The following is a 22427-nucleotide window of genomic DNA, read 5'->3' on the forward strand; positions in this document are numbered from 1 at the left end:
AGAACAAGCTGGATGAGGCGCAGCACTACAACGACAAAGGCTTGAAGCTGGCCCGCTTGAAACGCAGCGCGGTGTTTGAAGCCTTGTTGATCGTCGATCGTGCGCATTTGCTGGAAATGACCGGTGAAACCCATGCCGCCTTGGACTTGATCGAACTGTCGCTGCAGCATTTGCCGTCCGGCCCGATGCTTGGGCGCCTGTTGCTGCTGCGCGGCGATCTGCTGGCTGCCCAGGGGCTGGGTGAGGAAGCGCGTGAGGCCTACCCGAGTGGCTGGGTCGAAGCCGAGGCCTGTGAGGACGCCTACACCATCTGCGGATACCTTGGGCTTTCCGAGCTGGCCGCGTGCGAGGGCGATCTGTCTGTGGCGTTTCAAAGGCTGAGCGAAGCCGAGCGCCTGATGCAATGGCGGCAGGTGCTCAGCGCGCGAGTTGGCGGTGCTGCGTTTGGTCAGCCAAGGTTGCTCGAACCTGGAAATTGCCGAGCAACTGTTCATCTCCTTGCACAGGGTGAAAACCCATGCGCGGCGGATCAATACCACATTGGGCGCACCCAGGCGCACCCAGGCGGTGGCGCGGGCCAAGGCGTTGGGATGGCTGGAGTAGCGGCTAGTGCAGCGCCGGGCTGGCGGCCAGTTGGCGCAGCCGTTGGCTGAGCAGTAAGCGCTGGGCCGGGTCGTCGGTCAGCAGCAGCGCATGCTCCAGGTCGAAACGCTCGGCTTGCAGGCAGTCCAGATGCTGGTACAGCTCGGCGCGGGCCAGGTGGTCGCTGGCACTGGGTGGCCCCAATTCGAGCACGCGCTCGGCGTCCTTGAGCGCCGCCAGATAGTCCTGCTCCTGCTGATGCAGGTGGCGCAGGTTGCGTGAAAGCCGCTGCAGCAGGCTGCGGGCATCACAGGTTTGCAGGTGCCCGGCAGTGAGTTGCGCGTTCGCGCCAAGCTGGCGGACCAGCAGTTCGCGGCAGTCCTGGGTATACAGGCGGCGGCCGCCGCAGGGGTCGAGGAGATGGTCGGCACCCGGCACCCGCAGGAGGAAATGCCCGGGGAAGTTCACCCCCTGCAAGGGAATATCCAGACGCCGGGCCAGCTCGAGGGCGATCAGCGCCAGCGACAAGGGTTGGCCGCGACGGCTTTGCAGCACGCGGTGGAGCAGGGCCGTCGATGGGCGCAGCGGGCTGTCGTGGTCTTCATGGAAGTCCAGCTCATTGAGCCGGCGCAGCAGTGGTTGGGCCAGCTCATGGCTGGGCCGTACCGGCAGGCCCGCCGCCACTTGCTGTTGCAAGCTGGCCATATCGTGCAGGCAGTCGGCGGGTTGCAGGCTCGCGTCGTGCTCGGCGGCAATCCACAACGCCGCTTCAAAGACCGCAGGCGGTTCACGTTCGAGGCAGGCAAGGCAGGCTTGGCGCGCGGTCATCGGCTTCTCCCATTCGCTCTTGGTTTGTAGCGGCTTGCCCGGCCTTCGTCCAGAAGCTTTTTGCACAGCCCGCCGAGGAGCGCTTCGCACGTTGTTGAAGTGCGCTCGCGCGGATCGCCCTTTGCCGGGCAGGTGCCAGCCGGCCTTATGCTGCCCGGTACAGCCAACACGGCTTGCTTATGCCCGCCGAGTCGGTTGCCCTCAAAGGCGGCGCCTATACTCCTGATAATTACAAATAAGGGAGCGTTACCATGTTTGCTGTCATGGAAGCCGCCCGACTCGAAGCGCTGCATTTGGTACAGGATCCTGCCACCGGCCTCAAGGCCGTTATCGCGATCCACAACACGCGCCTCGGCCCGGCCCTCGGTGGCTGTCGTTACCTGGCTTACCCCGATGAACAAAGTGCCATACGCGATGCCGTACGCCTGGCCCAAGGCATGAGTTACAAAGCCGCGTTGGCCGGGCTGGCGCAGGGCGGTGGCAAGGCAGTGATCATCCGCCCGCCGAATGTGGACAATCGTGGCGCCCTGTTCGAAGCCTTCGGACGTTTCATCGAAACCCTCAATGGCCGCTATATCACGGCGGTCGACAGCGGCACCTCGAGCGCCGACATGGACTGCATCGCTCAGCACACCGGCCATGTCACCAGCACCACCAGTGCCGGTGATCCCTCGCCGCATACCGCCATGGGGGTGTTCGCCGGTATTCGGGCGACGGCCCAGTCGCGCCTCGGCAGCGATGACCTGGAAGGCTTGCGCATTGCCATTCAGGGGCTTGGCAATGTCGGCTACGCGCTCGCCGAGCAGTTGCATGCCGCCGGCGTCGAACTGTTGGTCAGCGACCTGGACCCCGGTCGCGTGCAACTGGCGGTGGAGCAACTCGGCGCGCAGCCGGTGGCCAACGAAGCGCTGCTCGGCACGCCGTGCGACATCCTCGCACCGTGCGGTCTGGGCGGTATCCTGAATGCGCAGACGGTGGGGCTGCTGCGCTGCTCGGCGGTGGCCGGGGCGGCGAACAACCAGCTGGCGAGTACCGAAGTCGCCGATGAGCTGCAGGCGCGCGGCATCCTCTATGCGCCGGATTACGTCATCAACGCCGGCGGCCTGATTTATGTCGCGCTCAAGCATCGCGGTGAAAGCTTGCCCGCCATCACCGCGCATCTTGCGCAGATAGACCGCCGCTTGACCGAGATCTACGCCCACGCCCAGGCCGACAAGCGCTCCCCCGCGCGGGTCGCCGATGCCTTGGCCGAACGCCTGCTGTACGGGTAACCGCTCGGCTGCGCACCGAGACGCATGAGGGAAGCGTGCCTCGCCGCTTTCTTCGCCCCAGCCCTTGGGCGCCGCAGGGCAAGGAGGAAGGTCGAGCTGACGCCACAAGCGTCGGCACGCCCGTAACGCACCCACAAGGTGTTGAGGATAAGAGCAATGACCGCGACTACGATCAACCTTCCCTATACCCGCTACCTCGACCCCGATGGCCGCGTGCTCGCGCCACTGCCAGCGTGGGCCGACGACTTCAACCTGCTGATCGGGCTCTACCGGCAGATGGTCCTGACCCGCCTGTTCGACCTCAAGGCCGTCGCCCTGCAACGCACCGGTCGCATCGGCACTTACGCGCCAACCCTCGGCCAGGAAGCGATCGGTGTCGCCATCGGCAGCCTGATGCAGCCGCAAGACGTGCTGGTGCCGTATTACCGCGACACCGCCGTGCAACTCATGCGCGGCGTGCGCATGGAGGAAATCCTTCTCTACTGGGGCGGCGACGAACGCGGCAGCGCTTTCGTCGCCCCGGCCGTGGCGCAGGATTTTCCGCTCTGCGTGCCGATCGCCACCCAGGCGTTGCATGCCTGCGGGGTGGCCACAGCGTTCAAGATCCGCGGCGAACACCGGGTTGCGGTGACCACCTGTGGCGATGGCGCCACCAGCAAGGGCGACTTCCTCGAAGCGCTCAACGTCGCCGGTGCCTGGCAGTTGCCGGTGCTGTTCGTGATCAACAACAACCAATGGGCGATCTCGGTGCCGCGGCGCATCCAGTGCGGCGCGCCGACCCTGGCACAGAAAGCCATAGGCGCCGGATTTCACGGCGAACAGGTGGATGGCAACGACATGCTCGCGGTCTACGACCGCGTCCAGGCCGGCCTGGAGCGTGCGCGCCAGGGCAAGGGCCCGGTGTTGATCGAATGCCTGAGCTACCGCCTGGGCGATCACACCACCGCCGATGACGCGACCCGTTACCGCCCGGCCGAAGAGGTCAAGCAGGCCTGGCTGGAGGAACCGGTCAAACGCTTGCAGGCCTTCCTCGCCAGCCAGGGCGTGTGGGATGAAGGCCGCGAGCAGGGGCTGATCGCCGAGTGCCAGGCGCTGGTGCAACAGTCGGTGGACGCCTTCGAGTCCGCCGGTATCCAGCCGGTCGAGGCGCTGCTGGACTACGTCTACGCGCAGTGGCCGAAGCCGCTGGCCGAGCAGCGCGAGTGGCTGCTGGAGAGAGCGGCTCGTCGCGCCTGCGCGGCGGGTACAGGAGGGGCGCCCCATGGCTGAGACACCGATGGGGCCGGCCAAGCTGAGCCTGCTCGAAGCCGTCAACCTGGCCCTGCACCGCGCCATGCGCGAGGACGAAAACGTCGTGGTGCTGGGCGAGGATGTTGGCGTCAACGGTGGTGTGTTCCGGGCCACCCAGGGCCTGCGCGACAGCTTCGGCTTCAAGCGGGTGATCGACACGCCGTTGGCGGAAACCATGATCGCCGGTCTGGCGGTCGGCATGGCCGCGCAAGGTCTAAAACCGGTGATGGAAATCCAGTTCCTCGGCTTTATCTATGCGGCCATGGAGCAGTTGGTCTCCCACGCCAGCCGCCTGCGCAGCCGTACCCGTGGCCGCCTGAGTTGCCCGCTGGTGCTGCGCAGCCCGATGGGCGCCGGTATCCGCGCGCCGGAGCATCACAGCGAAAGCACCGAGGCCCTGTTCGCCCATATTCCCGGGCTGCGCGTGCTGATCCCGTCCTCGCCGGCGCGGGCCTATGGCTTGCTGCTGGCGGCCATCGACGACCCCGATCCGGTGATATTCCTCGAGCCGACCCGGCTCTATCGAATGAACCCGCAACCGCTGGTCGACGATGGCAGGCGCCTGCCGCTGGACAGCTGTTTCACCCTGCGCGAAGGCAGCGACATCACCCTGATCAGTTGGGGCGCCAGCGTTCACGAAACCCTGCAAGCCGCTGCGGCATTGGCCGAGCGCGGCGTGTCCGCCGAGGTGATCGACGTCGCCTGCATCAAGCCCCTCGATCTGGAAACCCTGGAGGCCTCGGTGCGCAAAACCGGGCGCTGCGTGATCGTCCACGAGGCGCCGCGTTCCTGCGGGGTGGGCGCCGAGATCGCCGCCAGCCTGTACGAGCGGGTCTTCCTGGATTTGCAGGCGCCGATCCTGCGGGTCACCGCGGCGGATATCCCACCGCCGCTGTATCGCCTCGAGCAGCTGTACATCCCCGGCGTCGAAGACATCCTTGCGGCCTGCGACACGCTGCTCGATAACAGCTGAAACCGAAACTGATCATGTAGGAGCGGGCCATGCCCGCGATGCTTGCGCTGGATCGGTCGCGGGCATGGCCCGCTCCTACGGGGGAAGTAAAACCGGAGACTGGAGATGAAATATTTCAAATTGCCCGACCTGGGCGAAGGCCTGCAGGAAGCCGAGATCGTCGAATGGCACGTCAAGGCTGGCGATACGGTCAAGGTCGACCAACTGCTGGTGTCGGTGGAAACCGCCAAGGCCATCGTCGATATTCCCGCGCCCTATGATGGCATCGTCGGCAAATGCTTCGGCCAGGAGGGCGATATTCTCCACGTCGGCGAACCGCTGCTGGCCTACGAGGGCGAAGACGATGCCGGCACCGTGGTCGGCAGGCTGGAAGGCGGTGGCAGCACTCAGGAGGACAGCTTCTTCGTCGGCGCCGCGCCGTCCACCCGCGAGCATCTGGCACCCCGCGCGACCCCTGCTGTGCGCCAGTTGGCCAGGCAACTTGGTGTGGACCTCGGCGGCCTGAGCGGTTCCGGCACCGATGGCATGATCACCCGCACCGATGTCGAGGCCGCGTTGCAGACGGCCCGCGACAAATTTGGCGGCGAGAAGCTGCGCGGCGTGCGCCGCAGCATGGCGATCAATATGGCCAAGTCCCACGCCGCCGTGGTGCCGGTGACCATCTATGGCGACGCCGACCTGCACCGCTGGGGTAAGGCCCGCGACCCGTTGATCCGGTTGGGCAAGGCCATCGCCGTGGCCTGCGCGGTCGAGCCGCTGCTCAACGCCTGGTTCGATGGTCAGTCGCTGTCGATCAAGCTGCACCCGCAACTCGACCTCGGTATCGCCGTGGACACCCCGGACGGCCTCTTCGTGCCGGTGTTGCGCAACGTTGGCGGGCGTAGCGCGGACGATCTCAAGGCGGGCATGCTGCGTTTGCGCGAGGACGTCAAAGCGCGTTCGATTCCGCCGCAGGAAATGATGGGCGCGACCATCACCCTGTCGAACTTCGGCACCCTGTTCGGGCGCTATGCCAATCCGGTGGTGCTGCCGCCGCAAGTGGCGATCATCGGCGCCGGCGCGATCCGGGACGAGCCGGTGGCCGTGCAGGGCAAGGTGCTGGTGCACCCGATCCTGCCGCTGTCGCTGACGTTCGATCACCGCGCGGTCACCGGTGGCGAGGCGGCGCGGTTCATGCGGGCCATGGTCGATGCCTTGGAGCAGGCGTCTGACTGATACCGCAGGCCAGCGAACCGCTCGGGTGTGAGAAAAACATGCCGTAGTGGAGTGTCGCCAGCCGTTCAGCGCGAGCGCCCGATCCGCCCACTGGATTCCCGCCTTCGCGGGAGTGACGAGGTTGGCGCAAAGGTTTGCCTTGCGCCGTCATCCTTGCGAGCGCGGGAATTCACCGTACACAGCGAGCAGCGCCGGCGAGTGATCCGGCCCAGATCAGTGTGTCGCACAGGTAATTGGAACCTGGCCATGAAAAAGCCCCTCGGCGGTTAACCAAGGGGCTTTGTTCGGCAGGCATCCGGCGCGGATCAGGCGGCGCTTGTCAGGCCGCCGGTGTTTCGCCAGGGCTGATCAGCTCGTTCAGCGCGTCCGGCTGGCTCTTGAAGGCCTTGGCGAAGACCTCGCGGTTCTTGGCCATGTAAATCCCGATTTCTTCCCCTTGTTGCTCGCTCAGTGACGGTATGGCGCTGTGCAACACCTGTGTCACCAGCTCCGCCAGTTCGAGCATTTTGTCATGACGGTCAGCTTCGGCTTTATCCATGAACAAACGCTCCAGATCTCGGCTGCTGCGGTACACCACTTCGACGGCCATTCATCACCTCATATGCCTTCACGCTGATTGGTCGATCAATTACTGTTTATATATCCAGTATATGGCGATCTGATGCGCTTGGGTAGTCACCGGTGATCGCCGTCTGCAATGAGTTCCGTTGGTCTTGGCGATTAATGCGCAGTAAACCGGGTTCCGAGCGCAAGTGCTTAGTCTTATGCCGTAAATCGGCCCGGCTGGAAACCAGCAAACGCCGTTATCGCGGATAACGCTCAGGTCGAGTGTGTTGGTCACAGGACAAAGGCCGATTGATGTTGGCGGGCTGGTGGCCAGGTAAAAGGGGATCGGCGTCGTGGCCCAGACCCTGGCTGGCCTTGTTTCTGCATAACCGTCACCTGCGAACGGTAAACTACGCCGTCTGTTGTTCAAGGAGCTTCAAAGGTGAAAATAAACTGGGCCGAAACCCTGCGCGAAAGCGTGCATGAGCTGGCGGAGTCGCTGGGTAACCTGTTCGTCGAGAGTTTCCACTACCTGGCGTTGTTCGCCATCGGCGGCATTACGGCGTGGGCCGCGGTGGTGGCTTTTCTGGGAATGGTGGAGAAGGGGCATGTCACGGTGGATGACATTCTCTTGCTGTTCATCTACCTCGAGCTTGGCGCCATGGTCGGTATCTATTTCAAGACCAATCACATGCCGGTGCGCTTCCTGATCTATGTGGCGATCACCGCGCTGACGCGCCTGCTGATTTCCGATGTGTCGCACCACAATGGCCTCGGCATCGGGGTGGTGTATGTCTCTGGCGCAATTCTGTTGCTGGCGCTGTCGATCCTGGTGGTGCGTTACGCCTCGTCGCAATTCCCTTCGGTGTCGGTGGAGCGCGGGCGTAAGAAAGTCCCGGCCGGCAAGGTCGTGGAAGAGGTCGAGCAGGGCGAAACCTAATGCCTCGCGGTGGCCTGGCGCGAGGTCGAGTTGGCGCTGCTGATAACGGCGAGCAATTGCCGCGCGCCTTGGCCATTCTGGATGGCGATACCGAATTTCACGCTTTCGATCAGGCGGTTCAGTCGTTGTGGGTCGTTGCGCTGGGCCGAGCTGATAAGCCGTTTAGCGACCAGACCCTGATGGTTGGAGAGGGTCAGCATGATGCTGCCGTCCAGCCGCTCGATGCTGAAGTTGACCCGGTACTCTTCCTGGAAGGCATCGGTCAGGAGTTGGAAAGGGTTGAACATGGCCAGTTACCTGAATGAATGCGCTTTAAAGATGGACATGACCTGAAGAGGCAAAGTTCGATCCGCAATGACGGGCGGCGAAGGGTTTTACTGACCGGGGGGCGCTCAATGCCGTGTGCAGGTCGCAATCCAGCGGTGACGCACGCCTCAGCGGTCAATCGGCAGGCGCCAGGCCATTGGCCGGTCGGTGGTTGATACGCCATATGGCACCGGCTGCACCAAACTGGACGCTGGCGCGTATGGGGCCGGAATAAGGTGCACAGGCCGCCTGCCGCCGGTCGTTCTGCGTGGCGAGCCTGGGCTGGAAGCGATTTTCAGCAGCGGCGATGGGCGTAAACTGGCCTTACGGTGAGTGCGAGCAATCACCGTAAGGAGGTATGCGATGCGCCCTTCGAGTTACCTGATCCTCAGTACCCTGTTGCTGGCCGTTGTCCCGGCAGCATGGGGGTCGACTACCGAGGTCAGTTTCAGCCATCCGGAAAACTACCGTGACGCGCGCTTCTCCAGTGCCTATGGGCGCGGCGCCGATGCTTCGGTGCTCAAAGAGTTGCAGGCTTTTATCGAGAAGCTGGGTGAGCGCTATCTGCAACCCGGCCAGCGTCTGCGGATTCAAGTGCTGGATATCGACTTGGCCGGGCGTTACGAGCCCTGGCGGATCGAGTTCAGCAATGTGCGCTTCATGCGCGAAGTCACCTGGCCCCGGATCACGTTGCACTATGCCCTTGAGCAGGGTGGCAAAGAGCTGGCCAATCGCGACGCGGTGCTGATCGATCAGTCCTACCTGCAGCGCGGCAATCGTTATTTCAGCAGTGATCGCCTGCGCTATGAGAAGGCCATGCTGGATGACTGGTTTCGGCGCAACCTGGGTTCGCAGCAGGCCAGGAACTAGGTTTGCTGACCGCGGCACTCAGCCCTCGGCCTGTGTTTTGATCCCTCGAACTAGCGACCCAGCGCGGCACGGTAGTCGCCCGGTGTTGCGCCCAGGGCCGCGCGAAAGCGGTTGCTGAAGTGGCTGGGGCTGGCGAAGCCGCAGGCCAGGGCGATCTCACCCAGGGGCAGGGCGCCGCTCTGCAGCAACTGTTGCGCCCGCGCCAGGCGTCGGGCCAGCAGGTAGCGGTGCGGTGGCAGGCCGAAACTTTCGCGGAACATCCGCGCGAAATGGTATTCCGAAAGTGCGGCGAAACCCGCCAGCTGGCCCAGGCTGATGGGGTCGGTCAGGTGCGCTTCGATATAGTCGATCAACTGCCGGCGCAGGCGTGGCGCCAGACCACCTTTGAGACGCAGGCCGTCGCGCCGGCCAACCTGGTTGAGCAGGGTGTGGTTGAGCATTTCGTGGGCCAGGCTGCTGGTCAGCAGGCGCTCGGCGGGTTCGCTCCAGTTCAGTGCGGTCAACTGGCGAAAGCGCAGGGCCTGCTGCGGGTCGTCGAGGAAGGTGCTCTCGCGCAGTTGCAGTTCGCGCGGCTCGCGGTCAAGCAGGCCGAGGGCGCTGAGGGCGAAACGCTCGGGGCTGATGTAGAGGTGGGCCAGGCGGATTTCGCCATTGATCACCCAGGCCGACTCATGGCCGGCGGGCAACACGCACAGTTTGTCCGGTGCGCCCTTGCTGTTCGGGCTGTCGCGGCGGAAGGTGCCGGTGCCGCCGGTCAGGTAGCAAGACAGGGTGTGATGGCTCGGCCCGTGGTATTCGCGGGCGTCGTGGTGGTTGCTCCACAGCGCCGCGATCAGGCCGTCGCCCAGCTCGGCGCAATGCTCCAGGCGGGCATGGGGCGAGCTGTTCAGCGATTGGAATACCTGGATCTGTGCGAGTTGCGACATGGCCTGAACCCGCGCCGGCTGAGGCGCTTGTTGGTGAGTACGCATGCTAACGCGCGCGGGCGCCACTGCCAGCCCCGGGTGACGAATAAGCGCAAGTTTATGCAAGCCGCTCAAGCGGCTAGGGCACAGACTCTCAGGTATCGCTTCTGGAGTCGCCTATGAACATCTCGCTCTATCTGCTCACCGTCCTGATCTGGGGCACCACCTGGATCGCCATCAAGCTGCAGATGGGCAGCGTCGCCATCCCGTTGTCCATCGCCTATCGCTTCGCCCTGGCGGCCGTGGTGCTGTTCGCCGTGTTGCTGCTCAGCCGGCGCCTGCAGAAGCTCGATGGTCGCGCGCAGTTGCTGTGCCTGGCCCAGGGGTTGTGCCTGTTCTGCATCAACTTCATGTGTTTCTACACCGCCAGCCAGTGGATCCCCAGCGGCTTGATCGCCGTGGTGTTCTCCACTGCGACGCTGTGGAATGCGCTGAATGCGCGGATCTTCTTCGGCCATAAGGTCGCCGCCAATGTGCTGGCCGGCGGTGCCCTCGGCCTGGCGGGCCTGGCGCTGCTGTTCTGGCCCGAACTGGCCGACCGCCACGCCAGCCGGCAAACCCTGATCGGCCTTGGCCTGGCACTGTTCGGCACGCTGTGTTTCTCCGCGGGCAACATGCTTTCCAGCCTGCAGCAGAAGGCCGGCCTCAAACCGCTGACCACCAATGCCTGGGGCATGCTCTATGGCGCGTTGATGCTGGCGGGGTATTGCCTGCTCAGCGGTACGCCGTTCAGCTTCGACTCCAGCAGCCAGTACGTGTGGTCGTTGCTGTACCTGGCGATTCCCGGCTCGGTGATCGGTTTTACCGCCTACCTGACCCTGGTCGGGCGCATGGGGCCGGAACGGGCGGCCTATTGCACCGTGTTGTTCCCGGTGGTGGCGCTGAATATTTCGGCCTTCATCGAGGGCTACCAATGGAGCGCACCGGCGCTGGTCGGGCTGGTACTGGTGATGCTCGGCAATGTACTGGTGTTTCGCAAACCCAAGCCGGTGGCGTTGGCGGCCGTCGCCCGTTAACCATTAATGCTGCCTGCTGCCGCCAGCTTCCTACCAATGCCCGCGCTTGCGATTCCAGCGATAGAGCAGCCGGGCGAAGATTTTGTAGGCGAACCACGCGGCGGGGCGAATGACCGGCAGACGTAGCATGAAGGCCAGCCAGCGCTGCTTCGGGGTTTGCGCCCAGAGCTCGGCAAAGGCTTCGGTACCGATGGCGATATGCCCGGCGGCATCCTTGAGGTAAAGGCGTTCGCGAACCTGTTCTAAAGAGGCGCCGACTTCTTTGGCCGCCTGCGGGTCGTGGTGCACATCCACCCATTCGATATCGCGGATGCCACAGGACTCCATGTGGTTTTTCTGCGCCTTGATACCGGCTCGGCACACGGGGCAGGCACTGTTGTAGTAGACCTTGGATTTTGCGTGGTCACTCATGCGGCACTCCTGGGCTCAGGGCTTGCCAAGCCGGCCGGTGGTCTGCCGGCCACGGCGTGGTCAGAGCGTGCGATTCAGGCCGAAACGTTTTTTCAGCACCATCTCCAGCAATGCCTTGGGCAGCAGGCACGCCAGCAACGGCAGCGCCCGGCTGCCATGGCCCAGGCGCAGCAGGCGTGGCGGCGAGTTGCTTTGCACCGCGGCGAGCAGGTCGCTGGCGAAGTCGCTGGCGGGCGTGGGGTGGTCCTGCGAGGCGCGAGCGCGTGCGCGAATGCCTTCGCGGATCGGCCACCAGGCAGAGCCTTCGGCAATCACCTGCTCGGCTTCACGGCTGGCGTTGGCGCCAAAGCTGGAGGCGATGGCGCCGGGTTGTACTTCCATCAAGCCGATGCCGAAGGGCGCGAGTTCCAGGCGCAAGGCATCGGACAGTGCATGCACGGCGGCCTTCGAGGCGCAGTAGGCGCCGGCGAACGGGGTAACCAGTACGCCGGAGACGCTGCCGATATTCACCACCAGGCCCTTGCTGCGGCGCAGCAGTGGGAACAGCGCGCGCGTCACGCCGACGAGGGCGAACACGTTGGTTTCGAATTGCCGGCGCAGGGCGTCGACGCCGCCATCCAGCAGCGGGCCCATGGCGCCGAAACCGGCATTGTTGATCAGCACGTCGAGGCCGCCGACTTCCTGGTTCAGGCGGTTGGCCAGCTGTTCGGCGGCGGCGCCGTCGTTGACGTCCAGTTCGATCGCGATAAAGCCGGCGGCGCTCAAGGCTGCTAGATCCTCGGCTTTGCGGGCGGTGGCCCAGACTTGGTAGCCAGCGGCTTTGAAGGCTTGCGCCAGGGCGCGGCCGATGCCGCTGGAGCAGCCGGTGATAAGGGCGGTGGGCTGGGTCATGCGCGAATCCTTTTGAAAACTCCTGCGGGCTTTGCGCGTGATGCGCGATAAAAATGGCTGACCTTCGCTCGCTACGTTTTCAGATAGTTGATGGGAGAGCCTAGCGCGCAAAGCTACCTTGCAGCCGCTCGGCGCGAAACTCCACGGTCGCCGCTCGATAGCCGGGGCGCAGCGGGGGCAGTGGCAGGCAATCCTGCCAGCTTTCGCCGGGCAATAGTTCGCCGGGGCCGCGGTAACGTGGGGCATCGTAGAAGCTTTGCACCAGGTTGACGCTGTCTCCCGGAGCATAAGCACTGATTTTCCAGCGCAACTCCAGCAAGGGCGCAGCGCTGCCGTTTTTCAGGCGCAGCGCCAGCGGGCGGTCGGCCGGGCATTCGTCGGGAGCGTAGTGCAGGCGCAGTTCGAGGTGGGCCAGTTGGCGTTCTTCGCGTTGCTCCAGCCAGAACACCCAGACGCCGACCAGAAACAGGCCGAACACGGCGGCCAGCGATACCGGCAGGGCTTTGTGCGGGTAGCGGATCAGCAGAATCAGCCAGGTGATGAACAGAAGCGCGCCGATCAGCATGGCCGGGCTCTGATTGGGGTGGTTCGGCAGGGCATGGGTGGGCCTCGCGACGAGCAGAGGCTCCATCCTACAACATCGGGTTGGGGGAGATAGATAGGGCGAGAGGGGGCAACGGCATGCTCCTCTCCTCGAGGGGAGAGGAGCATGCCGGGTTTACCGGAGAGGTTTGCCCGTTGGCTTAGCGAGCAACGGCTTTGATCTGCACGACCTTGGCTTCGCTGCGGCCATAGACGTCCTCGAAACGTTCGATGTCGTCTTCACCGAGGTAGCTGCCCGATTGCACCTCGATGATTTCCAGCGGGATCTTGCCGGGGTTGGCCAGGCGGTGCACCGAGGCAATGGGGATGTAGGTCGACTGGTTTTCGGTGAGCAGGAAGGTGTTCTCGTCACAGGTGACCTGCGCCGTACCGGAAACCACGATCCAGTGTTCGGCGCGGTGGTGGTGCATCTGCAGCGACAACTGGGCGCCGGGTTTGACCGTGATGTGCTTGACCTGGAAGCGCCCGCCCATGTCCACCGAGTCATAGGAACCCCAGGGGCGATAGACCTCGCAGTGGTTCTGGGTTTCGCTGCGGCCCTGCTCGTTGAGGGTGTTGACCAGCTGTTTGACCTCCTGCACGCGGTCCTTGTGGGCGATCATCATGGCGTCCTTGGTTTCGACCACCACGATGTCCTCCAGGCCGATCACCGAGACCAGCTTGCCGTTGCCGTGTATCAGGCAGTTGTGGCTGTCGCGCACCACCACGTCGCCCTTGGTGACGTTGCCGTCGCTGTCTTTCTCGTTCACGTCCCACAGTGAGGACCAGCAGCCGACATCGCTCCAGCCCGCGGCGAGCGGCACCACGCAGGCGCGTTGGGTTTTTTCCATCACGGCGTAGTCGATCGAGTTGTCCGGGCAGCAGGCGAAGGTGGCGGCGTCGATTACGATGCTGTCGCCGTCGTGCTTGCTACGCTCCATCGTCAGCATGCAGGTGTCGTAGATGTCCGCATCGTGTTTTTTCAGCTCGTCGATAAAGCGGCTGGCGCGGAACAGGAACATGCCGCTGTTCCAGAAATAGTTGCCGGAGGCGACGAACTCGGCGGCCCGCTGTTCATCGGGTTTCTCGACGAACTGGGCGACCCGGCTCACCCCGTCGGGCAGCAGCGAGTCGGCGCTGGATTTGATGTAGCCGTAGCCGGTTTCCGGTTTGCTCGCCGGTACGCCGAAGAGCACCAACTCGCCCTTTTCCGCGGCGATGGTGGCCAGTGCCAGGGCGCGCTGGAAGGCCTCCTGGTCTTCGATCACATGGTCAGCCGGGAGCACCAGCAGCAGCTCGTCGCGGCCCTCATTGAGCAGCTTCATCGCCGTGATGGCGACGGCGGGCGCGGTGTTGCGGCCGAAAGGTTCGAGCAGGATGGCTTGGGTGTCGAGCTTGAGGGCGCTCAACTGTTCCTGAACGATAAAGCGGTGGTCGATGTTGCAGACGATTACCGGAGGCTGCATGCCGTCGAATGTCAGGCGTTCGAGGGTCTGTTGGAACAAGGTGTGATCGCCGGTGAGGGCGAGGAACTGCTTGGGAAACTGTTTGCGCGAAAGCGGCCAAAGTCGTGAGCCGCTACCACCTGACAGAATGACTGGAATCATGGTGTTTCTCCTGGGTAGTTCGTTGGGTTCTTCGCTGCGTTTCTACTGCCCCGGCTCGAAGGTTCGGCGGAGCGTTGTTGTATCTGCACGCTGCCGGGCGCCGTGGCTGGCGCGCCCGTGCAGTGTCGAATCCTTAGCGGTGCGTCATTGCGTGGCGGCGGGGCGCTTGACCCAGACCGGTGACAGCTTGCCGCCCGAACCGGTGACGTAGAGGCAGACCGCCTCACCGCGCGCCAGGCTGACGGGCTTGAGGTCGCTGATTTTCTTGGTGCCGCTGAACAGCGCCAGGCTGACCTTGACCGGGTTGATCTCGCGCTCGCCACGCCCTTGCGCGGCCACGTTTTCAACCACTGGGGTCTTGCCATCGGCAGTCTTCAGGGTCAGCTCGGTGTCCGTGAGGTTCTGCACCCGCAGCAGGGCTTTCTGTTTGTTCTTGAACGGTGGTTCCTCCACCAGCCTAGGCTTGCTGTCCGGCAGGTTGACCAGGGTGTAGTAGCGGTCGGCGCCGAGCTTGACCGGCAGGGTTTGCTCGCCGACTTTGGCGCTGTAGTCGCCGTTGGGCAGGAAGCTGAAATCACTGCTGCCCAGTGGGCCGACATCGCTGAGCTGGGTGTTGCCGACGTTGGAGCTGATTTCCTGATTGCTGGCGTTATAGATGCGGACGAAGGCCGAGCCCTTGGGCGCCGTCGGGCCGTAAAGCGCGGCTTCATCGGCCTGGACATGCATGGCCAGCAGGCCAGCGACAAGCAGGGCACAGGTTTTGCTGATTCGGCTGGTGCCGGTGGCATGGGTGATGGATTGCTTCATCTTGATGTTCTCCATGTGGGACAAATTTGGGCTCATGTGGGGCTACGGCATTGCCTGGATAGGCGTATTGGATGACGTGGCCGTGCCGGCCAGGCGGCGATCGGCCGCGCCAGAGGCTTTGAGTTGGCTGATCCAGGCCTGATCGAATTCGCTCAGGTCGCTCGGCATCGGTAGATAACGCTCGGGGAATTCCCAGATCACCAGTTGCGGCGGCGAGTCTTTGAGTGCCTCGGTTTGCAGGTACTTGAGCATCGGCGGGATAGGGCCGTGGCCGTCCTCGGCGTAATTAACCACGTCGCTACCGATGGCTTGTTGCAAGGCGCCAGCGAAGTTCCAGTTCGGGTTGGCGCTGTAGCTGGTGCCGACCAGCGCCACCGCCACGTCGCTGTCGGCGAACAGGGCATCGGCATTGGCGGCCTGATCGTCGGCGGCATGAGTGTTGCGTTGTTGCAACTGGTCCGGCTTGGGCAGCAGCTTGCTGAACAAGGGGGCGAGCGGCAGGAAGCTGGTCAGGTCGCCGGTGTAGGCTTCGGTTTTTTCGGCCTCGGTAACGAATTGCTGGGGTTCGCCGCTCAACGGCGTTTTCTGCGCGATGGCCGCCCCCAGTTGCTGGGCGGCGACTTCGGCCCCCATGGGCGTCCAGTGCGTGTCGGTACGCAGGAACACCTGGCCGGTGTCCTTCGCCCGTTGCAACGGTGCCAGCAGGTCCGGGGCGAGAATCCCGGCTTTGCGCGCGCTGGCGTGGAACTGTTGGTACAGATCGGTATGCAGCGTGGCGGGGCTTTCTTCGCCGATGTATTCCGGGTAGAGCCGCGCCTTGGCCGGCACTATCGCCAGTACCAGTTGCACGCCCTGTTGTTTGAGACGCTCGCGTACACCCTGGATCAATGCGAGGTTGTCCCGTTCGTGCTGCTCGCTGTTGGCGATGGGCTTGAATTCTTCATCGCTGAACAGCCATTGCTCGCGGCCGAGCACCACACCCGGGCGCCCTTCGTTGAACAGTTTGAAATCCAGCGCAGCCCAGAGGTTGGTACCCAGGCGCTTGATCGGGAATTCCTTGTCGTAATGGGTTTCCGCGGCCTTGGCCCACTTGCCGTTGAGCAGGGTGGTCTCGGCCGTGGTCGAGAAGCTGAAGAAACCGCGCAGGGACCAGACGCCCAGGCCTGCCAACAAGCCAAGGAACAGGGCGATGTAGAGGATGCGTAATGATCGGGTCATGGTCGTCCTCACTTAGAATTGGAAGTACAGGAAGGGTGAGTAGCTCTGTGCCGAGAGCTTCAGGATCGAAGCCACGAACAACAGCAGCACCACCGTGCGCATGACATAGCGCGGCCAGTCGGCTACCCAGTAGGCCGGTTGCACCTGGGCCTCGGTGCCGACGATGTAACCAGGTTCGTGGATCTTGTTCGGCTGGTCGCCGGGTACCGCTTTGATCAGGCCAGGCTGAGCCGTGGCAGGGCCGTTGGCCGCCATCGACTTGTCGTCAGTCTTGCCGTCGGCCTTGAGCGGCGGGCGGTTGGCATAGAAATCGCGCAGGCCGAAGAACGCCAAGGTGGCGTAGGCCACCACCAGGGTCACCACTTGCAGGCCGGTCAGGCTGGCGCTGTTGAGCTCCGACAGTTGCCATTCGCCAAAGCTGAACATCGCGCCGTACATGCGCCCGGCGACGTGCAGGCTTTCGGCGCGGAAGATCACCCAACCCATGACCACCAGCAGGAAGGTCAGTGCCCAGCGGATCGGATTGAAGCTGCGCGGCGAGGTGTTGATGCCCAGCGCTTTTTCAATCGCCAGCCACATGCCGTGCCAGGCGCCCCAGACGATGTAGGTGATATTGGCGCCATGCCACAGGCCGCCGAGCAACATGGTCAGGAACAGGTTGCGATAGGTGGTCAGCGTGCCTTTGCGGTTGCCGCCCAGGGTGATGTACAGGTAGTCGCGCAGCCAGGTCGAGAGGCTGATGTGCCAACGGCGCCAGAACTCGGTGATCGACTGGCTGATGTACGGCTGCTTGAAGTTCTCCATGAAGCGGAAACCCATCATCAGGCCCAGGCCGATGGCCATGTCGCTGTAGCCGGAGAAGTCGAAGTACAGCTGCGCGGTGTAGGCCAGCGCGCCGAGCCAGGCATCGCCCGTGGTCGGGTTCTCCAGCGCGAAGCAATGGTCGGCGACCACCGCCAGGGTGTCGGCGATAAAGACCTTCTTGATAAAGCCCTGCATGAACCGCGTGGCACCTTCGGAGAACTTGTCGAGGGTGTGGGTGCGGTTGTTGAACTGGTCGGCGAGGTCGCGAAAACGCAGCACCGGGCCGGCGATCAGGTGCGGGAAGATCGCCACGAAGGCGGCAAAGTCGATCAGGTTGTGGGTGGCCGGGGTATCGCCACGGTAGACGTCGATGATGTAGCTGATCGATTCGAAGATGTAGAACGAGATGCCGATCGGCAGCAGCACATGGGTCAGGATGAACGGCTCAAGCCCCATGGAGGTCATGATCGCGTTAATGCTGTCGACGCCGAAATTGACGTACTTGAAGTAGCCCAGGATGCACAGGTCGACCGCCACGCCGAGCAGCAGCCAGCGTTGCGCCGGTTTGCTCCGCACGCCAGCGGCGCCGACCTTCAGGCCGATCCAGTAATTCCACAGGGTGACGCCGATGAACAGCGCGAGGAAGTCCACCCGCCACCAGGCATAGAACACATAGCTGGCGATCAGCAGCAGCAGGTTGCGATAGCGTTGCCCGCTCAGGTAGTACAAGCCGAGGAAGATCGGCAGGAACAGGAACAGGAACACATTGGATGAAAAAACCATCCTTATCTCTCCATCTTTACCAACAGTTAAGGGCCGAAGCCCCCCCAAACCCCCCGGCGATCGGGTGGGTTGTCGTGCGGTGTTGCCTGGGGAGGTTTGCGTGGGGCTTGCCCCTCTCCCCAACCCTCGGCTTTGGCATCCTGCGTCGCTCTAACTCCTGCGTCCTTGCAGTCGTCTCCCCGAAGGGGCGAGGGGGTGGATTTGCGCTGTCGCGACTATCGAACTTTTGCTCTTAATCCCCTCGCCCCTGGGGGGAGAGGGTTAGGGAGAGGGGGAATCTCAGCCCCACCCCACATTTTGAAACCGCTACGAGCCCTTGCCCTTTTCATGCTCCGGGTCGTACACCCGGGTCACATCGCCGCCGAGGCGGAAGGTCTTGAACGGTTGCATCGACTGCTTCCACTTCAAGGTGTCCGCCGAGCAGATGTAGACCGTGCAGTAGGGTTCGAGCCAGGCGAATTTGCTGTCGATCTTCAGGTCGCTCATGTCCTGATCCTTGTCGGCTTTGGCGGCGAACTCGTCGGCGTCATCGACCCCTTCGATCACCCGGTTCGCCAGACGACGCAGGGCTTCGTGGTTTTCCGTGCGCAGGTCGACATCGTTGACCAGGGCGAAGCTGGCGATCATCGCCAGCGGTGGCAGGGCATAGTTGTGGTAGGCGAGGGCGCGTTGCTGGCGCTTGAGCTCGTTGGGCAGATAACCGTCTTCGTCGACCTGGTTGGCACCGACCCGGAACTGCTCCACCGACCAGTCGAACAGGTCGCGGCGGTTGGTAGCCACGGCGGTGGCCATCACCGACCAGGCGGCCCAGTAAGAGTGGTTGTTGATCTGCTTGAGCGGCAGGTTGCTCCAGTCTTTCACCACCTGATCGGCCAGCTTGGCGAACCAGCTTTCGATCAGTTGCGACTGTTGCGCATAGGGCGCCAGCGGTTGCGACTCGGAGAACTTCAGGCGCAGGTAGGCCGCGGACATGCTGCCCAGCGCCCATTTGCGCATCGATTTGCCGGTGTGGTTGAAATCGGTGGAGAGCAGCGCATCGGCCTTCGCCCAGCTGGTCAACCATTGCAGCGTGCATTGCAACTCTTCTGGGCGGCCATCACGCATGTACTGCATGACCTGCTTGCTCACGCCTTTTTCCAGTTCGGTAATGCTCGCGGTGGATTCGCGAAAAGCCTTTTCCGAGTCTTTGTTGAGCGTGGCGCGGGCTTTGTCCGAACCTTCATATTTGCTGCGAAACACCAGCGTGTCGGTGTAGGGCGTAGGTGTGGCCGCGCAGGTGTGCGGCTCGCCGCTTTTTTGGCTTTGCACCGGGGCGTAGTAGCCCGGCGGTGGCACCAGGCCGCTGGCGCTGGCGTTGCCGGCAAACAGCAGGGCGCTCAGCAGGCCGGGGTAAACAAACCGGTGTAGCGGATAGGTGTCATTCATGAACCTGTGCCTCCTTCGGCCTTGGCCGTGAGGGTGCTAGCTCCGGCTGCCGGGCGCTTGCACAGGGTCGCTTTGACGCTGAGCTTTTCCGGCATCTGTTCGGGGCTATGGATTTCCATGGCGAGCAGGTTGAGTTCCGCCCAGCCTGGGTCGTTGCGCAATTGGAAGACGAAGCGGCCACCGGTATCGGCGGCGTTGCTTTGCTCGATCTTGAGGTTTTCCCGGCGGCCATTGAGGTACCACAGGGTTGCTTTCAGTTGCTTGACCGAGGGGTCGCTGAAGGTCAGGTCGACCTGGTGATCGCTGCCGCGCAGGTCGAGCAATTGGTTCTTGCCGTTGACCAGCACCTCGTTCGCGCCGTTGTGCATCGTCACGCTGTTCTGCAGCTCGGCTTTACGGCCTTCGCAGCCGTTGTCCAGCAGCGGCATGGCTTGGCGGTAGAAACTTTTCTGCGCCATGTCGTAGTGGGTGGCGAATTCCCAGACGATGACTTTCGGTGGATGTTCGTGGAATTCCTTGCTGCTCAGGTATTGCAGCAGCGAGCTGTCGAAACCACCGCCACTGAGGGCGTTATTGAGCACCTCGGCACCGCTGTATTGCTGCAGGAAACCGGCGAAGTTGTAGGCCGGGCCGCTGTTGCTGGTGCCGACCAGCGCCACTTGCGGCTGCGACTCATCGCCGAACAGGTCGCCGCCGCCGCCGTCGCCGGCCGCTTCGGTTTCAAAGCGGTCGACATACTCGGAGGCATAGCTGTTGCCGCACAGCTGCATGGCAGCCTTGTGAAAGGTGCCGAGCTTGGACAGCAGGCCGACCCGTTTGCTGGCGTACTCCTGCTTGGGGATCGCGTCGAAACCGGGGATCTGCTTGAGCATCGAGGCGCTGATTTTCGCCGTGCGCTCCGCGCCGTAGGGGGTCCAGTGGTGGTCACCCTTGAAGTAATAGGCGTGCTGTTCCCGCTCATCGAACAGCGGGCTGAAGTCCGGGGTCCAGATCCCGGTCTTGCGCAGCTGCGCGATGGTCGCCAGGTAGTTCTTCTTCGCCAGGTCGTAGTCGAAGGCGTCGCGTTCGGCCTTGGTGAGTTTCTCGCGGTTCACCAGGCCTCGGGTCGGCTGGTACACCACCATCAGCTCGATGCCTTTGCGCTTGAGCGCATCGCGCAGTTGCTTGAGCTGACGATAGCCCTCGGGCGTGGTGCCGAAATCGGTGCGCAGGTCATAGGTGGTGCGAAATAGCCAATCGCCCTGGGCCTGCACCAGATGGGTGAAAAAGCCCAGGTACTTGGTGTTGTACAGGTTATCGGCCGCGGCGGCCGGGCACAGCGGGCTGGCGGCCTTGACCTGGTATTGCGGCGCGCTCGGGGCGGTTTGCGCATGCAGACCGCTGGCGCAGCTCAAGAGCCCGGCGGCCAGCGCCGTGGGCAGCAACCGCTGGGTTTGCTCTGCGTGCAGCTTTTTTGCGTACATGGAATTCATGCTCCTCATTCCTGAAGTTCGGCCTGGCGTTCAACGGGGTCGATCAGCACCGCTTTCTGCTGGCGCACCATCAGGTCAAGAATTTCGTCCTGCTTGTCGCCGAGAATCCCGGCGAAGCTGATGCCGGAGGTTTTGCTCGGGGCGAGCATGGCCACCCGGTACAGTTCCACGCTCAAGGGCGAGTCGATCGACAGCGGGCCGGAGCCGTTGCCGGCTAACTGGCCGCCGACCACGATCATCGAGACCTTGGCGTCGAAGGGGTCGAGTTCGATATTGCGGTCAGTGTTGCTGAGGTCTTTGATGTGGCCGTAGATCCCGACCAGGCGGTTGCTGGCCGAGACGTTTTCGTACAGGCGGATATTCACGCTGTTGCGCAGGCGAATACCGTGGCGCAGGTTGCCGATGACCTTATTGCCCCACAGCAGGTTGTTGGAGCTTTCGTAGAGGGTGATGCCGTCGGAGTGGTTGCGGTACACCTCGTTGTAGGCCACCAGGTTGTTGACGCTGTTACGGTCGATCACGATGCCGGAGAGTTTGTTGTCGTAGACCCGGTTATTGAAAATCCAGCTGTTGTCGACTTCACGGGAAATGATGATGCCGTGCTTTTTCTTGGTGCCGTACACGTCGTTGTCGGCAATGATCAGGCGCTGCGAACGGTCGTGCGGGTCGATGCCGTATACCAGGTTGTCGCGGTAGGTATTGCCCTTGATCACCACGTCTGCGGCTTCGTAGCAGTAGAAGCCGTACCACATGTCGACGAACTCCGAGTCGATCAGCCAGGCGCTCGGCGGCGTCCGTTTCATCTGCTTGGCCATGTGCGGCGTGTACTGCGAAATGCTCACGCCGTAGGACTTGCTGGTGCTGTAGCCGAAGTTTGCGAGCGTGCTGTTGACGATGTAGGTCCCGGTGCCGCCCCAGGACAGCAGGAACGGGCGGAACTCCTCGGGCTTGCGGAACGTCGCCGGGCCGTTGGCGGCTTCGCGCCAGGCGGTCACCTTGCTGTCGGTGATGAACAGCTTGCCGTCGTTGACCATAAAGGCGCCGCGTTCCTGGGACAGGCGCAGCTCCTGGGTCTGCTTATCGATATGCAGGGTCGCGCCGTGGGCCACCACAATCGGCAAGCGGGCCAGATAGACCCCCGGTGCGGTTTCGCTGAAGTACTGTTTCGGCAGCTGCTTGGCCAGTTCGTGCAGGTTGACGTAGCCGCCTTCGATAAAGATCGCCTGTGGCATGCCGTGTTGCCGGCGAACCCATTCGGCCATGCGGTTTTTACCGCCGATAAATTCCTTCAGTGCGTCCTGTTGCACCATGCGCCGCACCTTCGCCTGGCCGTGGACCTTGCGGTCGAGCTTGGCGTTCACCGCCTCGGCGGTATAACCGCGCAGATCCGGCAGCGTTGGCTCCGGCAGGTACAGCGGCTGGATCGGCGCGCTGGTCACGGTGTAGGTCTTGGCCTGGCGCAACTCCTTGGTCGCCTGCGGCTGTTCGCTCGCGGCGGGTTTCGCGGTAGCCACCTGCTCTTGCGCGCTGGCCAGTGTGCCGTGACTGGCGAGCAGCAGGGCGCCGGCCAGCAGCAGCGGCAGGTTGAAACGGTGCCCTGAGGGCGGGTGACCGTTCATGTCAGC

At 63.3% G+C, this 22427-nt stretch carries 21 protein-coding genes and 1 pseudogene; 8 read left to right on the top strand and 14 right to left on the bottom strand.

Going from position 1 to position 22427, the window contains the following annotated elements:
• Window positions 1-417: 417 nt before the first annotated feature.
• A pseudogene (locus AC3IYG_RS05435) lies at window positions 418-603 on the top strand (response regulator transcription factor); the annotation flags it as partial.
• A gap of 3 nt (window positions 604-606) precedes the next feature.
• On the opposite strand, the gene AC3IYG_RS05440 reads toward AC3IYG_RS05435, so the two are convergent.
• Entirely contained in the window at window positions 607-1410 is an 804-nt protein-coding gene (locus AC3IYG_RS05440; protein WP_489312733.1) for a SirB1 family protein, read from the bottom strand.
• A gap of 251 nt (window positions 1411-1661) precedes the next feature.
• Here AC3IYG_RS05440 and AC3IYG_RS05445 point away from each other — a divergent pair, with 251 nt between their 5' ends.
• The 4 genes from AC3IYG_RS05445 (at window position 1662) to AC3IYG_RS05460 (ending at window position 6159) form a co-directional block, all read left to right on the top strand.
• Complete coding sequence (locus AC3IYG_RS05445; RefSeq protein ID WP_489312734.1) at window positions 1662-2681, top strand: Leu/Phe/Val dehydrogenase; 1020 nt, start codon at window positions 1662-1664, stop codon at window positions 2679-2681.
• Between the two features lie 156 nt (window positions 2682-2837).
• On the top strand, window positions 2838-3950 hold the full coding sequence (pdhA, locus tag AC3IYG_RS05450; protein ID WP_489312736.1) for a pyruvate dehydrogenase (acetyl-transferring) E1 component subunit alpha: 1113 nt from the start codon (window positions 2838-2840) through the stop codon (window positions 3948-3950).
• A complete protein-coding gene (locus tag AC3IYG_RS05455) occupies window positions 3943-4944 on the top strand; it encodes an alpha-ketoacid dehydrogenase subunit beta (RefSeq protein ID WP_489312738.1) in 1002 nt (333 codons plus the stop codon). Before pdhA ends, AC3IYG_RS05455 begins: the two co-directional genes overlap by 8 nt.
• Before the next feature lie 105 nt (window positions 4945-5049).
• Window positions 5050-6159 carry a dihydrolipoamide acetyltransferase family protein gene (locus tag AC3IYG_RS05460; protein ID WP_489312740.1) on the top strand — a complete coding sequence of 370 codons (1110 nt, stop codon included), beginning with the start codon at window positions 5050-5052 and terminating at the stop codon, window positions 6157-6159.
• Window positions 6160-6478: 319 nt separating this feature from the next.
• On the opposite strand, the gene AC3IYG_RS05465 is transcribed toward AC3IYG_RS05460, so the two are convergent.
• Window positions 6479-6748, bottom strand: a complete 270-nt coding sequence (locus AC3IYG_RS05465) for a YebG family protein (protein WP_489312741.1) — start codon at window positions 6746-6748, stop codon at window positions 6479-6481.
• Window positions 6749-7147: 399 nt separating this feature from the next.
• Here AC3IYG_RS05465 and AC3IYG_RS05470 point away from each other — a divergent pair, with 399 nt between their 5' ends.
• On the top strand, window positions 7148-7645 hold the full coding sequence (locus AC3IYG_RS05470) for a phosphate-starvation-inducible protein PsiE (RefSeq protein WP_489312742.1): 498 nt from the start codon (window positions 7148-7150) through the stop codon (window positions 7643-7645).
• Here AC3IYG_RS05470 and AC3IYG_RS05475 read toward each other — a convergent pair.
• Entirely contained in the window at window positions 7642-7932 is a 291-nt protein-coding gene (locus AC3IYG_RS05475; protein ID WP_489312743.1) for a DUF3509 domain-containing protein, read from the bottom strand. The genes AC3IYG_RS05470 and AC3IYG_RS05475 overlap by 4 nt on opposite strands.
• Before the next feature lie 382 nt (window positions 7933-8314).
• On the opposite strand from AC3IYG_RS05475, the gene AC3IYG_RS05480 reads away from it, so the two are divergent.
• Window positions 8315-8821, top strand: a complete 507-nt coding sequence (locus AC3IYG_RS05480) for a DUF3016 domain-containing protein (protein WP_489312745.1) — start codon at window positions 8315-8317, stop codon at window positions 8819-8821.
• A gap of 50 nt (window positions 8822-8871) precedes the next feature.
• Here the strand turns inward: AC3IYG_RS05480 and AC3IYG_RS05485 are convergent, their stop codons facing one another.
• Window positions 8872-9747, bottom strand: a complete 876-nt coding sequence (locus AC3IYG_RS05485) for a helix-turn-helix domain-containing protein (protein ID WP_489312746.1) — start codon at window positions 9745-9747, stop codon at window positions 8872-8874.
• A gap of 158 nt (window positions 9748-9905) precedes the next feature.
• On the opposite strand from AC3IYG_RS05485, the gene AC3IYG_RS05490 reads away from it, so the two are divergent.
• On the top strand, window positions 9906-10802 hold the full coding sequence (locus tag AC3IYG_RS05490; RefSeq protein WP_489312747.1) for a DMT family transporter: 897 nt from the start codon (window positions 9906-9908) through the stop codon (window positions 10800-10802).
• A gap of 30 nt (window positions 10803-10832) precedes the next feature.
• On the opposite strand, the gene AC3IYG_RS05495 is transcribed toward AC3IYG_RS05490, so the two are convergent.
• The 10 genes from AC3IYG_RS05495 to algG all read right to left on the bottom strand — a co-directional run bounded on the left by AC3IYG_RS05495 (window position 10833) and on the right by algG (window position 22421).
• Window positions 10833-11213, bottom strand: a complete 381-nt coding sequence (locus AC3IYG_RS05495) for a thiol-disulfide oxidoreductase DCC family protein (protein ID WP_489312748.1) — start codon at window positions 11211-11213, stop codon at window positions 10833-10835.
• Window positions 11214-11273: 60 nt separating this feature from the next.
• Entirely contained in the window at window positions 11274-12104 is an 831-nt protein-coding gene (locus AC3IYG_RS05500; RefSeq protein WP_489312750.1) for an SDR family oxidoreductase, read from the bottom strand.
• Between the two features lie 100 nt (window positions 12105-12204).
• A complete protein-coding gene (locus AC3IYG_RS05505) occupies window positions 12205-12669 on the bottom strand; it encodes a multidrug transporter (RefSeq protein ID WP_489313842.1) in 465 nt (154 codons plus the stop codon).
• A 178-nt stretch (window positions 12670-12847) separates the two neighbouring features.
• Window positions 12848-14293, bottom strand: a complete 1446-nt coding sequence (locus AC3IYG_RS05510; protein WP_489312751.1) for a mannose-1-phosphate guanylyltransferase/mannose-6-phosphate isomerase — start codon at window positions 14291-14293, stop codon at window positions 12848-12850.
• Window positions 14294-14437: 144 nt separating this feature from the next.
• Window positions 14438-15100 carry an alginate O-acetyltransferase AlgF gene (locus tag AC3IYG_RS05515; protein ID WP_489312752.1) on the bottom strand — a complete coding sequence of 221 codons (663 nt, stop codon included), beginning with the start codon at window positions 15098-15100 and terminating at the stop codon, window positions 14438-14440.
• A 42-nt stretch (window positions 15101-15142) separates the two neighbouring features.
• Window positions 15143-16318, bottom strand: coding sequence for an alginate O-acetyltransferase (locus AC3IYG_RS05520; RefSeq protein WP_489312753.1), 1176 nt, complete (start codon window positions 16316-16318; stop codon window positions 15143-15145).
• Window positions 16319-16330: 12 nt separating this feature from the next.
• The gene (locus tag AC3IYG_RS05525; protein WP_489312754.1) at window positions 16331-17905 is read right to left on the bottom strand and encodes an MBOAT family O-acyltransferase; all 1575 of its coding nucleotides are present in this window, start codon (window positions 17903-17905) and stop codon (window positions 16331-16333) included.
• A 306-nt stretch (window positions 17906-18211) separates the two neighbouring features.
• A complete protein-coding gene (locus AC3IYG_RS05530) occupies window positions 18212-19330 on the bottom strand; it encodes a mannuronate-specific alginate lyase (protein ID WP_489312755.1) in 1119 nt (372 codons plus the stop codon).
• A complete protein-coding gene (locus AC3IYG_RS05535; protein ID WP_489313843.1) occupies window positions 19327-20778 on the bottom strand; it encodes an alginate O-acetyltransferase in 1452 nt (483 codons plus the stop codon). The genes AC3IYG_RS05530 and AC3IYG_RS05535 overlap by 4 nt, the downstream gene beginning before the upstream one ends.
• A 29-nt stretch (window positions 20779-20807) precedes the next feature.
• Window positions 20808-22421, bottom strand: a complete 1614-nt coding sequence (algG, locus tag AC3IYG_RS05540; RefSeq protein WP_489313844.1) for a mannuronan 5-epimerase AlgG — start codon at window positions 22419-22421, stop codon at window positions 20808-20810.
• Between the last annotated feature and the right edge of the window lie 6 nt (window positions 22422-22427).

It is taken from the genome of Pseudomonas sp. KH_027, assembly GCF_057838565.1.

Excerpts from the sequence above, each read along its gene's own strand:
- AC3IYG_RS05455 (WP_489312738.1), top strand. The coding sequence starts at position 3,943 with ATGGCTGAGACACCGATGGGGCCGGCCAAGCTGAGCCTGCTCGAAGCC.
- AC3IYG_RS05490 (WP_489312747.1), top strand. The coding sequence starts at position 9,906 with ATGAACATCTCGCTCTATCTGCTCACCGTCCTGATCTGGGGCACCACC.
- AC3IYG_RS05500 (WP_489312750.1), bottom strand. The coding sequence starts at position 12,104 with ATGACCCAGCCCACCGCCCTTATCACCGGCTGCTCCAGCGGCATCGGC.
- AC3IYG_RS05465 (WP_489312741.1), bottom strand. The coding sequence starts at position 6,748 with ATGGCCGTCGAAGTGGTGTACCGCAGCAGCCGAGATCTGGAGCGTTTG.
- AC3IYG_RS05480 (WP_489312745.1), top strand. The coding sequence starts at position 8,315 with ATGCGCCCTTCGAGTTACCTGATCCTCAGTACCCTGTTGCTGGCCGTT.
- AC3IYG_RS05505 (WP_489313842.1), bottom strand. The coding sequence starts at position 12,669 with ATGCTGATCGGCGCGCTTCTGTTCATCACCTGGCTGATTCTGCTGATC.
- algG (WP_489313844.1), bottom strand. The coding sequence starts at position 22,421 with ATGAACGGTCACCCGCCCTCAGGGCACCGTTTCAACCTGCCGCTGCTG.
- AC3IYG_RS05445 (WP_489312734.1), top strand. The coding sequence starts at position 1,662 with ATGTTTGCTGTCATGGAAGCCGCCCGACTCGAAGCGCTGCATTTGGTA.
- AC3IYG_RS05520 (WP_489312753.1), bottom strand. The coding sequence starts at position 16,318 with ATGACCCGATCATTACGCATCCTCTACATCGCCCTGTTCCTTGGCTTG.
- pdhA (WP_489312736.1), top strand. The coding sequence starts at position 2,838 with ATGACCGCGACTACGATCAACCTTCCCTATACCCGCTACCTCGACCCC.
- AC3IYG_RS05525 (WP_489312754.1), bottom strand. The coding sequence starts at position 17,905 with ATGGTTTTTTCATCCAATGTGTTCCTGTTCCTGTTCCTGCCGATCTTC.
- AC3IYG_RS05515 (WP_489312752.1), bottom strand. The coding sequence starts at position 15,100 with ATGAAGCAATCCATCACCCATGCCACCGGCACCAGCCGAATCAGCAAA.
- AC3IYG_RS05485 (WP_489312746.1), bottom strand. The coding sequence starts at position 9,747 with ATGTCGCAACTCGCACAGATCCAGGTATTCCAATCGCTGAACAGCTCG.
- AC3IYG_RS05495 (WP_489312748.1), bottom strand. The coding sequence starts at position 11,213 with ATGAGTGACCACGCAAAATCCAAGGTCTACTACAACAGTGCCTGCCCC.
- AC3IYG_RS05510 (WP_489312751.1), bottom strand. The coding sequence starts at position 14,293 with ATGATTCCAGTCATTCTGTCAGGTGGTAGCGGCTCACGACTTTGGCCG.
- AC3IYG_RS05475 (WP_489312743.1), bottom strand. The coding sequence starts at position 7,932 with ATGTTCAACCCTTTCCAACTCCTGACCGATGCCTTCCAGGAAGAGTAC.
- AC3IYG_RS05440 (WP_489312733.1), bottom strand. The coding sequence starts at position 1,410 with ATGACCGCGCGCCAAGCCTGCCTTGCCTGCCTCGAACGTGAACCGCCT.
- AC3IYG_RS05530 (WP_489312755.1), bottom strand. The coding sequence starts at position 19,330 with ATGAATGACACCTATCCGCTACACCGGTTTGTTTACCCCGGCCTGCTG.
- AC3IYG_RS05460 (WP_489312740.1), top strand. The coding sequence starts at position 5,050 with ATGAAATATTTCAAATTGCCCGACCTGGGCGAAGGCCTGCAGGAAGCC.